General features: G+C 61.2%; 8 protein-coding genes and 3 pseudogenes. 4 read left to right on the forward strand and 7 right to left on the reverse strand.

What is annotated here, in order from left to right; translation table 11 throughout:
• The 4 genes and pseudogenes from Q427_RS02100 to hsdR form a co-directional block, all read left to right on the forward strand.
• The coding region (locus tag Q427_RS02100; RefSeq protein WP_197030458.1) for a restriction endonuclease subunit S at window positions 1-1,244 on the forward strand (1,244 nt) is incomplete at its 5' end.
• Between the two features lie 55 nt (window positions 1,245-1,299).
• Window positions 1,300-1,935: a virulence RhuM family protein gene (locus tag Q427_RS31870; protein ID WP_231613320.1), complete on the forward strand. Its 636-nt coding sequence runs from the start codon at window positions 1,300-1,302 to the stop codon at window positions 1,933-1,935.
• The gene (locus tag Q427_RS31875; protein ID WP_197030459.1) at window positions 1,890-2,303 is read left to right on the forward strand and encodes a type II toxin-antitoxin system death-on-curing family toxin; all 414 of its coding nucleotides are present in this window, start codon (window positions 1,890-1,892) and stop codon (window positions 2,301-2,303) included. The genes Q427_RS31870 and Q427_RS31875 overlap by 46 nt, the downstream gene beginning before the upstream one ends.
• Window positions 2,300-4,712 (forward strand): annotated as a pseudogene (gene hsdR / locus Q427_RS02110) (EcoAI/FtnUII family type I restriction enzme subunit R). The gene Q427_RS31875 and the pseudogene hsdR overlap by 4 nt, the downstream one beginning before the upstream one ends.
• A 204-nt stretch (window positions 4,713-4,916) precedes the next feature.
• Here hsdR and Q427_RS29625 read toward each other — a convergent pair.
• The 7 genes and pseudogenes from Q427_RS29625 to Q427_RS31890 form a co-directional block, all read right to left on the reverse strand.
• A pseudogene (locus Q427_RS29625) lies at window positions 4,917-5,278 on the reverse strand (NAD(P)/FAD-dependent oxidoreductase); the annotation flags it as partial.
• Window positions 5,279-5,410: 132 nt separating this feature from the next.
• Window positions 5,411-5,953, reverse strand: a complete 543-nt coding sequence (locus tag Q427_RS02120; RefSeq protein ID WP_043510541.1) for a hypothetical protein — start codon at window positions 5,951-5,953, stop codon at window positions 5,411-5,413.
• A gap of 201 nt (window positions 5,954-6,154) precedes the next feature.
• On the reverse strand, window positions 6,155-7,138 hold the full coding sequence (locus tag Q427_RS02125; protein ID WP_043510544.1) for a tetratricopeptide repeat protein: 984 nt from the start codon (window positions 7,136-7,138) through the stop codon (window positions 6,155-6,157).
• A 6-nt stretch (window positions 7,139-7,144) separates the two neighbouring features.
• Window positions 7,145-8,116, reverse strand: coding sequence for a tetratricopeptide repeat protein (locus tag Q427_RS02130; protein WP_155833425.1), 972 nt, complete (start codon window positions 8,114-8,116; stop codon window positions 7,145-7,147).
• 16 nt (window positions 8,117-8,132) lie between these two features.
• Window positions 8,133-11,423 (reverse strand): hypothetical protein, encoded by a 3,291-nt coding sequence (locus Q427_RS02135; protein ID WP_043510550.1) that lies wholly within the window; start codon window positions 11,421-11,423, stop codon window positions 8,133-8,135.
• Entirely contained in the window at window positions 11,420-12,247 is an 828-nt protein-coding gene (locus Q427_RS02140; protein ID WP_051496052.1) for a DUF4123 domain-containing protein, read from the reverse strand. The genes Q427_RS02135 and Q427_RS02140 overlap by 4 nt, the downstream gene beginning before the upstream one ends.
• Window positions 12,232-13,060, reverse strand: a pseudogene (locus Q427_RS31890) (type VI secretion system Vgr family protein); the annotation flags it as partial. The pseudogene Q427_RS31890 and the gene Q427_RS02140, both read right to left, overlap by 16 nt.

Here is a 13,060-nt window from a genome sequence, read left to right on the forward strand (position 1 = left end):
TTGACTTTGTGTCAACTGGGCCTTTTGGATCATTGCTCCATAAATCCGATTACATTTCTGAAGGTGTTCCTCTGGTCAACCCGATCAATATCGCTGGGACGCAAATTGTTCCAGACAAACGAAAAATGATTGGAGCTAATAAGAGAAGGGAGTTGCAGAACTACATCCTAAACAGAGGGGATGTTGTTATAGCTCGTCGAGGTGAGATTGGTCGCTGTGCGGTAGTAACTGAGCGTCAGCATGGGTGGGTCTGTGGAACGGGTTGCTTTTTTATAAGACCTATCGGAGTGGTGAACCCACATTTTCTTGCCCACTTGCTTAGATCATCGACCTATCGAGCTGAGCTTGAGCGGCGTGCGTCTGGGGCGACTATGCTAAACCTGAGCAACAAGGCACTCTCTAACCTGGAAATTTCCATACCATGTTTGGCAGAGCAGAATCGAATCCTGGATCAGTTATCGGAGCTAAACGAGCAGTGTGTAGCTGTCCAATCCATCTACCAACAAAAACTCACCGCCCTGGCCGAGCTTAAACAATCCCTGCTGCAAAAGGCCTTCTCGGGCGAGTTGACGGCGGGCAATAATGTAGTGCCCATCACTTCGGCCAAAGAATCGAGTGCACCGCCAACCACCGATTCGCCCGCCTTCGCAGCCCATATTATGGCAGTGGCCTATCACTGGCATGAATCTCAGGGCAAGAATAAAACCTTTGGCCATGTGAAGGCACAGAAGACCCTGCACCTGGTGGAAGCATTGGCCCAGATCGATCTAGGGCGCGCGCCGATCAAGGATGCCGCCGGCCCCAACGATTTCGCCCATATGCGCACGGCCGAGAAGTGGGCCAGAGAGAATGATTATTACGATTTTGTTCAGCGGCCAGAGGGCAAGCGGGGCTATGACTTTGTCAAAGGTAAGCGCTATAGCGAATGGTTGGCCCGAGCACTGGGTGCCGTTGAGCCGTACAAGAGCGCCCTGGACCGGGTGGTGAGACTGCTGATGCCGCTGGATACCCAAAAGGCGGAACTGGTCGCCACCGTTTATGCAGCCTGGAACAATCTCCTGCTGGATGGTCACAAGCCCACCGAGGCAGATATTGTCCACGAGGCGCGGGACAACTGGCACCCGGACAAGCAGCAATACACTAGGCAGCAATTTCGCGAAGCCATCGACCGGCTTCGCAGCCACGGCATGGTGCCCACCGGCGCCGGCAAGCGAGTAACCGGGCAGGAGAGTTTTGAGTTATGAATCTGCAGGGCGCTGGCAATCGTGCGAAGCAGGATATCGCCGATAAGGAGGTCGCGTGACAGCAGATGCCCAAAACCCCATCGTTATTTTTGAGGATGCCGACAAGGCCGTCGAGGTACGGCTGGACGCAGACCAGGAGACCGTCTGGCTCAACCAGCGACAGATGGCCGAGCTATTTGGCAAGGACGTTCGGACCGTCAACGAGCATGTCCTGAACGTTTATTCCGAGGGTGAACTGGAGCGTGAAGCAACTATCCGGGATTTCCGGATAGTTCGACAGGAAGGCAGTCGACAGGTGACCAGGGTTATCGAGCACTACAATCTGGACGTGATCATCTCTGTCGGCTACCGGGTGAAATCTCAACGGGGTACCCGCTTCCGCCAGTGGGCTACCCGCACCTTGCGCGAGCACCTTACCCGGGGCTGGACGCTGAACCAGCAGCGCTTCGAAGAGAACGCTCGTGAACTGGAAGCCGCGTTGGGTTTGGTGCGCAAGGCAGCGCAGAGCCCTGCTTTGGACACCGATAGCGGGCGCGGCTGGTGGATATTGTCAGCCGCTACGCGCGGACGTTTCTGCTGCTGCAACGCTACGACGAGGGCCTGCTGGCCGAGCCGCGAGCCCAGTCAGGCGGCACTCTGCCGGCTGTGGCGGAGGCACGCGCCGCGCTGGATGGGCTCAAGACCGAACTGATCGCGCGCGGCGAAGCTACTGAGCTGTTTGCCCGCGACCGGGATGACGGCCTGGCGTCGCTGTTGGGCAACCTGGATCAAAGCGTATTTGGCGAACCCGCCTACCCCAGCGTGGAAGCCAAGGCCGCGCACTTGCTGTACTTTGTGGTCAAGAATCATCCGTTCTCGGACGGCAACAAACGCAGCGCGGCCTTTCTGTTCGTGGATTTCCTGCATCGTAATGGCCGTCTGCTCAACGCCGCCGGTGAGCCAATGATCAACGATGTGGGGTTGGCGGCGCTGACCCTGCTGGTGGCCGAGTCCACCCCTGCCAACAAGGAGACCATGATCCGCCTGATCATGAATATGCTTGCAGGAGCCGACGAGTGAAGGACGCGAATCTCAATGAGGCCGAAACTCGCGCGGAACTGATCGACCCGGCCCTGAAGGCGGCGGGTTGGGGCGTGGTGGAGGCCAGCCGAGTACGGCGCGAGATGATCACTCTGGGCAGGCTTCAGGCGCGGGCAAGCGGGCAAAGCAGGACATCGCCGATTATGTGCTGATCTACCGCGGCCAGAAACTGGCGGTGATCGAGGCCAAGAAGCGCAGCCTGCCGGCCACAGAGGGGCTGGCCCAGGCCAAGCGCTACGCCGAGCGCCTGCAGGCCCGCTTCGCCTATGCCACCAACGGCGATGCCATTTACCGCATCGACATTATAACCGGTGCCGAGGGCGAGGTGGCGGGCTATCCTGCGCCGGACGATCTCTGGGCTGAGACCTTTGGCGGCGAGGATGAAGCCACCAACGCCTGGCGCGAACGTTTCGGCACGGTGCCGTTCGAAGACAAGGGCGGTTTCTGGCAGGCGCGCTATTACCAGCACAACGCCATCAACCAGGCACTGGAGGCGATTGCCGACGGGCGCGAACGCATTCTGCTGACCCTGGCCACGGGCACCGGCAAGACGGCCATCGCCTTTCAGATCGCCTGGAAGCTGTTCCATGCCCGCTGGAGCCTGGCGGCGCGGGCCAGTGGCGAACCGGCGCGCCAGCCGCGAATTCTGTTTCTGGCTGATCGAAATATCCTCGCCAACCAGGCCTTCAATGATTTTTCCGCCTTTCCCGAGGATGCTCTGGTACGCATCGACCCGGAAACCATCCGCAAGAAGGGCCGGGTGCCGAAGAACGGCAATGTGTTTTTCACCATCTTCCAGACCTTCATGACCGGGCGTGACGGGAACGGCGACCCGGCCCCCAATTTTGGCGATTACCCGAAGGACTTCTTCGATTTCATCGTCATCGACGAGTGCCATCGCGGGGGTGCCAACGACGAGAGCAACTGGCGCGGCATTCTTGAGTATTTTGCGCCCGCCGTTCAACTGGGCCTGACCGCCACACCCAAACGCCGGCACAACGCTGACACCTACGCCTACTTCGGTGATCCGGTGTATGTGTATTCGCTCAAGGACGGCATCAACGATGGTTTCCTGACGCCGTTCAGAGTGCGCCAGATCGCCACCACCCTGGATGATTATGTGTATACCTCCGATGACCAGGTCATCGAGGGCGAGATCGAGGAGGGCAAGCGTTATACCGAAGATGACTTCAACCGCGTGATCGAGATCCGCGAGCGCGAGCAGTACCGGGTCAGGGTATTTATGGAACAGATCGACCAGCGCGAGAAGACGCTGGTGTTCTGCGCCACCCAGGCCCACGCGCTGGCGGTGCGTGATCTTATCAACCAGATGAAGATCAGCACTGATCCGAACTACTGCGAGCGCGTGACCGCCAACGACGGCGCCGAGGGCGAGCGTTTCCTGAAGCAGTTTCAGGACAACGAGAAGACCATTCCGACCATATTGACCACCTCGCAGAAACTCTCCACCGGGGTGGACGCCCGCAATGTGCGCAATATCGTGCTGATGCGGCCCGTGAATTCGATGATCGAATTCAAGCAGATCATCGGCCGAGGCACCCGCCTGTACGACGGCAAGGACTATTTCACGATCTTTGATTTCGTGAAGGCCTACGAACACTTCAACGATCCGGAGTGGGATGGCGAGCCGCTGGCGCCGGAACCCTGCGCGACCTGTGGCCAGCAACCCTGTACCTGTGCCGTCAACCCGCCCGAGCCGTGCCCGGTGTGTGGCGAGCGCCCGTGCCAGTGCGAGAAGCAACCGCCAGAACCTGCGAGGTGTGCGGCGAACGACCCTGCGTGTGCGAGAAGCGCCGCAAGGTGAAGGTGAAACTTGCCGACGGCAAGGAGCGCACCATCCAGCATATGAGTGCTACCAGCTTCTGGAGCCCGGACGGCAAGCCGATCTCCGCCGCCGAGTTCATCCAGCGGCTGTTTGGTGAGTTGCCCGCGCTGTTTGCCGACGAGGATGAGCTGCGCACTGTGTGGGGTCGGCCGGATACCCGCCGCAAGCTGCTGGAAGGGCTGGAGGAAAAGGGCTACGGGATCGAACAACTGGCCGAGGTCGGCAAGCTGATCGAAGCCGAGAACAGCGACCTGTATGACGTGCTGGCCTATATCGCTTTCAACCTGGCCCCGGTGACACGCGCCGAGCGGGTGGATTCACACCGCGAAGCCATCTTCCAGGGCCACGACTACCGGCAACAGGAATTCCTGTGCTTCGTGCTCGATCATTATGTCGCGCGCGGGGTGGGTGAGCTTTCCACCGACAAGCTGCCGCAGTTGATCGAACTGAAATACCACAGCCTGGGAGATGCCGTCCGCGAACTTGGCCCGGCGGGCCACATCCGGGAAGTCTTTGTGGAATTTCAGCAACATCTGTACTGAGGCACGGTCGGTGTCGAGGCTAACAATGCGCACTGGAAGACAATTCTGCTGCGCTACATTGCCGCTGGTGTGCTTTGCGTTATATATATTAGGAGAAAGTTGGCCTGAAATAGGGAGAGGTAAGCTCAGTGCTAGAGTCCAATCAGTGCTGAGTCTGCGATAAGCGGGCGCCTTATGGCGCCCGTTTTTGTAGTGATCTCACCTTCAGAAGCGATCCACGCGAAATGGGGCCATATCCACCGCGGGCGTTTCGCGATCCATCATCTGAGCGAGTAGTTCGTCGGTGGCCGGGCCGAGGGTAAAGCCCTGGTGACCGTGGCCGAAGGCGAGCCACAGCCCCTCCTTGCCGGGGGGTGGGCCGATTACCGCTTCATGTCGGGCATGCAGGGCCGCGCCCCCGTTGACAACAGCTTGCGTACCACCTTCTCGGCGGCGGCCAACTGCTTGTACTGGGGCGGCGAGTCCAGGTCGGCGAGCTCGGCGCCAGTGGTCAGGCGAATCCCGGCGCGCATCGGTGCGAGCAGGAACCCTTTCTCGGCGTCCATCATCCAGTGGTTGAGCTTGGCCCCCTCATCCTTCACTGACGTTGACATCCGCAGAGTCGTACATATGGTAGCGCATTCTGACGGCCGCATAGTGTGCCGTCGTTGTGTTGCGGACCTATGAAACTGTTTCGCTTTCTAGGCATCGATATGCCCTTAAGGCAATAGCATCCGAATCAGCTCCTCGCGCTCCATCTCCAGCATCTCTTCTACCATCGGGTCCTTCATCGGATCGTCGCTGGCCTGCCACTCCTTTAGTAAAGGGTCGGCTTCAGGCGATTCGGCCAGTCGAGCCGCCAGGACGTGGTTGGCATCTGGGTGGTCGCCGATCTCGCTAGCGTAGTCACTCTCCACTTCCGCGTAGCAGGCCATGGCTTCTGCCGTGGCTCCCTCCAAGCGCTCTTGCAGCATGCAGCGCATCAGCCTCCCTTCCTTGTGTAACTCTCCTTCTTTCAGAACATCCAGATCAGCCTTGGCCGCATCGTAGTGGCCAAGGCTGGCATTTAGCTGTGCGCGGCTATTGAGAAGGTCGGTGTCGTTTGGATGCCGTTCGAGCCCCTCATCGTAGATCGTGAGCACATTCTTGAGCTGGTTGGCATCGCCACGTGCTTCGATGAGTGCTGCATTGGCGAGCTCCAGGTAATGCGCCGGAGGCTCGCCTTTGGCCGGTGAGCAGGCGGTGAGCAGCAGGCCGATCATCGTAACAAGTAGGATTTTCTTCACCGTGGTTCGACCTCGATCTCGAAGGTAATGACTGTCGTGCGGGAGGCCAAGTTACCTGGGCACTGGAAAGTAATAGCCTCCGGTAAGTTGAAGCGTCAAGCGGCGGGGCGGCATGGGTAGCGTGAAGGTAGCATGGCCGATGGGCAGCAGGCGTTGCATATATCCCAGCATGACGAATCAGTAGCCAAAGCGCGGCGGGAAACGCGAGAGCGGTGGCTCGCGGCCGATCCACTCCTCTTCTGCGAGAGCTTCCGCCTCTTCGACTTGGTCATCAGTCAACAGGCTTCTAAATAGCCGTTTCGCACCACGTATTTGCCCAGCACCTTGAGTTTCAATATCGATGGCATGCAGTACTGCCCATCCTTCTATGACGTCTTCTTCGTATGAATAAACGGGGTCGTCTTCAGGTTCCAAGTAGCACAGGGCAATTCCAAGGCGGGCGTCATAGCTTCCATTAATTGATCCTTCCTTAACCCAGTTCCAAGCCTCCTCATATGCTTCTAAATCACCTAAAACTCGTAAAAGTCTTTCCATCGCAGGCACATAACCTTGCTCTGCTGCTCGTCTAAACCACTGTTTGGCTGCTTGCAAACGTCGGCCGTTGGTTAGGTACCAACCGCGTCCGTCGAGGATCTGATTCCCCAGGATGGTCTGGGCCTCGGGCTGGCCCGCCTCGGCGGCGCGCTCCAGCCAGTCGCCGGCCCGGCGCGGCTGGTCGAACATGCGATAGATATCGAACATCACCAGCATGGCATCGGGGTCGCCGGCCTCGGCATCGGGCTGGGTCATGGCCAAGGCAGCATGGTGCCAATCATCATGCCCATCGGGGCAACGGTCGCCGGCGGTGCAGGCACCACCCTGGAACAGCCGCAGCATGGAATAAGGGTCGTCCTGCTCAGCAGCCTCCAGATACCACGCCATAGCTCTTTGGGACAGGCCGCGATCCAGCAGGCGAGTGGCTTCGCCAAGGTAGTACATCGCCTCTACGTCGCCAGCGTCGGCGGCTTGTTCCAAGTTGGGCTGCATCTTGATCCACTCGGAAATGCCCCATAGCCGCATTCCCTCATCCTTGGCGGCCTGCACCTCGGGCTCCAGTGCCCATGCGCTTATCGGTAGCACCAGCAGAGCGATGAGTAGCAGGTGCTGCATGTATCCCAGCATGATGGATCAATAGCCAAAGCGCGGGGGAAAATTCGAGAGTGGCGGCTCGCGGCCGATCCATTCGCGCTCTGCCAAGGCTTCAGCTTCTTGTTGCTTGCTTTCATCAAGCATATGGCTACGTAAACTCAAACTCCTGGCAGACGATGTATTTCCTAGCTCTTCATGGATAGCGTAATAAATTGCCCAGCCTTTTAATAAATCCTTCTCAACCTGGCAAACGGCATCTTTTTCCGGCTCCATATAACAAGAGCCAAGCCAGCGCCGCCCATTGATATGGCCTAGCTCTGATGCCGCCACGAACCAAGACCATGCCTCTTGGTGCTGTCCCAAGTTGGACAGCGTTGCCGCTAACCGATCCATGGCAGGCACATACCCCTGTTCCGCTGCTTGGCGGAACCATACCTCGGCGGCGCTGCGCCGGCGACCGTTCGTCAAATACCAGCCGCGCCCATCAAGAATCTGATTGCCCAGAATGGTCTGGGCCTCGGGTTGGCCCGCTTCGGCGGCTCGCTTGAGCCAATCGCCGGCTCGGCGCGGCTGATCGAGCATGCGCTGAATATGGAACATTGCCAGCATGGCATCGGGATCGCCGGCCTCGGCCTGGGGCTGAGCGATGGCCAGGGCGGCATGGCGCCAGTCCTCATGCCCATCGGGGCAACGGTCGCCGGCGGTGCAGGCGCCCCCACGGAAGAGTTGCAGCATGGAGTAAACTTCGCCTTCTGCTGCAGCCTTTAAGTACCACTCCATGGCTTCTCGGGTCAGGCCCAGCATATGCTGTCGCCTCTCTGCCTCTCCCATGTAATACATGGCATCGACATCGCCCGCTTCCGCTGCCTGCCGAAGATAGGGCATGGCCACCGTGGAGTGCCCGATATTATAGAGCCGCATCCCCTCATCCTTAGCGGCTTTCACCTCGGGCTCCAGAGCCCAGGCAGTGATGGGTAGGCTTAACACCGCCACCAGCAGGCTGGCTTTCATTATTCTGCGCATAAAGTCAACGGTCCGTATCGGTATAGACGGCAAAGGTCCCTCTGGGTGAGGTGCGTAGCTGACAGTAATCGTCGACCTCCAGACCCAATCGATAAGCGATAAGACGATACTTATCACGTGCTTCTTGAGCATCCTGATCCATCGTTCCAGATACATACTGCATAAATTGATCCAGCCGATACCGGTTCTGGCAGTAGGCCACCCCCCAGCCGCGGGTCTCGTCGTAGGTGCCGTCCATCGACATTCGCGCCACTGCTCGCTCGAAGAGGTGCTGGGCCTGGGCGAGGTCATAGTGGCTGCTGGCAGTATATCCCTCCTCCAGCCAGCCCAGGCAGTTGGCTATGGCAATCTGTTGCAGGTCGGTGGCCTGGCCCCGATCCAGGCTAGAGCCGCGCCAACCGGGTGGGGTCGCCAGCGTATTCAGTAGCGGCCCCAGCGCCTCCGGATACAGATTCCTGATCCAGGCAGCTAGCTGAGGTTCTTGTTCAGGGTTGCCCGCCGCATCGACAATAGCATCAGCAATCACCCCCGCCCGGTCGCTCTGTGTCATCAGGTCGTAGAGCCGCTGGATGCCGTCCAGCCCTCGGGCGGCGAGCAGACTGACGTCGAGCAGGGTGGTGGCGGCCAGGTAGGCCAGCCGGCTCATGCCCTGAAAGGCGTCGCGGTCTACCCAGTCGACGAAGGCGTAGTCGTTGTCGCGCAGCGCCTGGCTGAGCATCATAAACCACAGGTTCAGCTGCTGCAGGTCCAGTTCCATGGCGACCTGGCCACCCACACCTTTGCCCGCCACGACCTTGCCCTTGAAGTAGGCGACGAATTTGCCCTGGTGAATGCCCAGGCGCAGGCCGAGCTCGCCGCCGATGCCACCGGCCGCCTCCAGGCCCAGCACGGCATGGCCAAGCGTACGCCAGGCATTTAGCTCGGTCTGTTGGTTGCTCAGGGTCAGCCAGTCCCGGTCGGCCAGTTGCGGCAACTGCCGGGTGATGTCGGCCGGTGGCTCCCAGCGCATGCTGCAGCGCGTGTTGACCCCTACCGTCGCCCCGGCAAAGGCCTTGAGGGAGGCACCTTCCGCCTCGCGCTGTGCCCACTCGAGCCCGGTGACCTTGACGCCGTTATGATCGAAGCCCAGTCCGGCTTCGGACGTCAGCGCCAGGGTGGCACCGGCAAAGCCCTTGGCGACCGCGTCCACTTGCAGTGAGTAGCGGCCTAGATTGCGTATTTCGTTTGCGCGTTGCGTCAGGATGGCTTCGAATGGCTGGGCATCGTGTTCGTGGGGGAGGTGCCACGTTCCCAGGCTGATCTCGCCGCGCGCCAGGCTGTAGGTGCCCTGTAGCGACAGCTGGTACTGGGCGCCGACGCCGTAGCCCGTGCCGTTGTCTCCCTCCGCAGCTTGCCAGGGGCCATGGCGAGGACCGCCAAGGTTGCGCTCGCCAGCCACTTCCCGACCCTGCTGGACTTCCGCCGTCACCGATCCGCCTGCCTCGGCTTCGTGCTCCCATTCGAAGAGCGACAGTGAGGCTTCGCGCTCGATGAGGGTCACCGGTTCGTCGAGGTGGATACCCAGCGACTCGTTCAATGCGGCGTGGGGCATGCCCACCAGGCGCAGCATCTGCGCCTGGGCGCTGGCGTCGAACAGGCGCAGGCGCTCCCGGCCGGGCCCGGTGAAGAGGATACGTTGAAGGGTTTCTGCCCAGGCGTTCTTGGCTTCATCCTGTTCCAGGGAGGCGACTTCATACCCCTGGACGTCGAGATAGTCGAAAAAAGCGTCGGGCACGAAGAAGCCCAGGGGCTCCTCGAACCAGTCGGCACGCCGCTCGATGCGCTCGCAGCCGCGGCGCGCCAGCCAGTTGGAAAGGGCCGTTTCATTGGCCTCCCACAGCGTAGCGGGCAACACGCCGTCCTGTTCCAGACCGCGCAGCAACGCCGGACGATCCGCTTCGCTCACGTCGCGCATCAGGTGGCGCAGGCTGACATGGCTCAGCGCCTGCTCGGCGCGGGGGGAGCTGAACTCGCGCAGAGGGAAGTCTTTGCGCACCAATACGTCGATAGCCTGGCGTCGATAGCCCAGGGCGTGGCGCTGGTCGCTGATATCCGCCTGCCAGAACAGCACCCGCTGGGGCCGCATGAGTGCCACTTGGGCTTCGGCCAGTTGGTAGAGAACATCCAACTGCGCTACTAGCCGATTGAACGCCTCACGTTCTTCTTGGAAGAGGTGGATAGGCAGTGCCGAGCGCCGTGCGGTGGCCGTGGCCCACTGGTTGAGCTTGGTCTCCACCGCCTCGAACAGCGTCGAGGCCTCCTTCAACAGGTGGTTATAATGATCGAATGCCTCAACACCCCGCTCTAGTCCGGCGGGGGATCCGCTCAGCGGCGCATCGGCCAGGGCCCACTCGGGGGTGGCAACCCCCAGGGTGGCCAGGGTGAGAATGCTGTCGCAGTAGGCCTGCAGCTCAGCGGTGAGTCGCTGTTCCTCGTCATGGATGAAATCGCCGATGACGGCACAGCGCGAGGAATCCTTGGGTGACATCGACTCGCAGTCGGCGAGGAATGCCTGGTATTCCACCAGGGCTTGGCGCACCGGCAACAAGGTACCCGGCTGGTCGACGGAGGCGTTGTTCTGGATGATGGCGGCGCGGCACTGCCGATAGGTTTCCAGTGCCTGCTCAATCTCCGGCTCCCAGGGACCGTAGTAGCCGCTGCCTTCGACCACGTACCCTTCCGCCTTGGCGCGCTCCGTACCCTCGCGATAAAGGTCGTGAAGCTCCTCCAGCAGGCGGGTCTCTTCGGCGTTCCAGACTCGATTCCAGAGGCGAGGAGCACCGACAATGAGAGGCGAGGCCCAGAACCACGGGTTTTCACTCAGCGGGGTATGGGCGCTGACTCGCTGAGCCGGATCTGTCTCTTCGTCGCCGCGCTCCTGCATCAATTCGGCCAGCCGCTTCAGCTTTTCCTTGGCCTGCTCGCGTTCGGCTTCATCCAGGAAGTTTTCCGGCCGCGCTGGCAGGAAGCACTCCAACAGGCCCGCATCTTTATTGAGATGTTCCAGGCGCAGGATTGGGTCTTCCACCTTTATCCAGCCGGCAAGCTCCTCGGCGGCGGAGTGCAGGGCGTCGGCGACTTCCTCGGTGAGTAGCCAGAAGGTGCCGGTACCGGTCAGATAAAGAATGTCGGCCCAGGGAGCCGCTTCGCAGGCCATCGGTGCCGGAGCTTCCTGCCCCCCTTCGTAGGAGGGCAACTGGAATTGTGGCAGGAACAGTGGGGCGTGCAGGCTGCCGGGCCGTGTGTTCGATGTCATGAAAGGCGCTCCAGTTCACTGATTTTCTGCGCTGCGGTGAGGCCTGCGTCGGACAGGGTGGCTTGGGCGTAGCGCCAAGTGGCTTCGTCGGCGTGACGAATTAGCGGTAGCAGCCGTTTCCTGTCGCGCCAGCGTGTGATGCCACCCGCGTCAAGCCGTGCCAGCCGCTCCAGCCATTCGGCAGGCAGCTCCTGCAAGGGTCGGTCGGTCGCCTGGCTGAGCCACCAGGCGCGCGGGCTCTCTTTCAGGGCCCGTTCCAGCTCATGGGTCAGCGAGGGCGCCTCGGCTTCGCCAACCTCTTCGGCAGGCTGCCACGTCTGCCAGTGCCGCTGGGGCGTTGGCGTGACGACCTTCCCCAACGGCCCGATGAGCTGGGTGTAGGCGGTGTCGCTGCTGGCGGCGAGCAGGGCCGTCCAGGCGGTGGGGTCCTGAAGGTTCACCAATGACTGGCCGCCGTGGGGGTCGTCGAGCACGAACAGGGGGCGCAGGTGATCGGCCAACGCGTCGAGCCGTGCGTTCTGCGCCGGCTGGAAAGCCCAGCCGATACGCTGGTCATGGCACAGGGCCGCGGCGACCTGCCAGGCCTCGCTGCCTGGTGTCAGCTCGATCAGCCAGGGGCTCGCTTCCAGTAGTGGCGACAGGGGAGTGCCGGCGAACAGGGTCAGAAAGTCGATCCAGCCGGGCTGCCCCACGAGTTCGGCGCAGCGCTCGGGGGCACGGCGCTGGTCGAGCACCACATAGAGGGGACGATGGCCATCGAAGCCGGCCGCCGGGCTATCGACCGGGTGGCTGCGTTCGGCGAGTCGGTTCAACCAGCCAGGCATGGGCAATCCCCCCGGCTACAGGTGGTATCGCTGAGCTTGCCGCACAGCGGCAGCAGTGTGGCCTCGGAGAGCTGGTAGTCCTTGAGCTTGGGCAGCGTGGTGGGTGGTATCGCCTCATGCTCCTCCGCCACCGCTCTTCCCGGCAATAGCGGCATCTCGACGGCCTGGCCGCTGCCCGAGCCGGGGCTGCCGCCGGCGTTGATCTTGACGCTGGGGCCGACCAGGGTCACGCCGCCGCCGTCGAGCTTGAGGAAGCTGCCGCCGGCATTCAGCGTCAGTTCGCTGCCGGCTTCGAGCACCACCTTGTGGCCGGCCTTGATGTGCAGTTCGCGGCCGCTTTCGCTGAGCCAGGCCTGACCGGCCTTGATGTGCAGGCTGCCTTGCACCGTCAAGTGCTGGTTGGCGTCGGTCTGATCAAACCGATCGCTACGCACGGTGTGGTGTTCATCGGCGTCGATTTCACCGATACGGTCGTTATGCACGGTGAGAAAGCTGTCGTTGCCGATCTCCTCGGTGCGGTCGTTGTTGGTGAACAGCTCCAGGTCCTTCTGGGCGTGCAGCCAGATCTGTTCCCGCTCGGCCTCGTCCTCGAAGCGCAGTTCGTTGAAGCCGTCGCCCTTGTGGCTCTGGGTGCGAATGACGGTGCGCGTCTTGTGCGCCGGGAGTTCATAGGGCGGGGTGTTCACCGCATGGTAGGTGCGCCCGGTGATCAGCGGTTGGTCCGGGTCGCCTCCAGGAACGAGACGATGACCTCGTGCCGATCGGGGGATGGCGATGCTACCGTAGCCGCCGCCGGCCCAGCCCTGGCTGACA

This window comes from Halomonas sp. BC04, from assembly GCF_000568385.1.

Excerpts from the sequence above, each read along its gene's own strand:
- Q427_RS02120 (WP_043510541.1), bottom strand. The coding sequence starts at position 5,953 with ATGATCGGCCTGCTGCTCACCGCCTGCTCACCGGCCAAAGGCGAGCCT.
- Q427_RS02140 (WP_051496052.1), bottom strand. The coding sequence starts at position 12,247 with ATGCCTGGCTGGTTGAACCGACTCGCCGAACGCAGCCACCCGGTCGAT.
- Q427_RS02125 (WP_043510544.1), bottom strand. The coding sequence starts at position 7,138 with ATGCTGGGATACATGCAGCACCTGCTACTCATCGCTCTGCTGGTGCTA.
- Q427_RS02135 (WP_043510550.1), bottom strand. The coding sequence starts at position 11,423 with ATGACATCGAACACACGGCCCGGCAGCCTGCACGCCCCACTGTTCCTG.
- Q427_RS02130 (WP_155833425.1), bottom strand. The coding sequence starts at position 8,116 with ATGAAAGCCAGCCTGCTGGTGGCGGTGTTAAGCCTACCCATCACTGCC.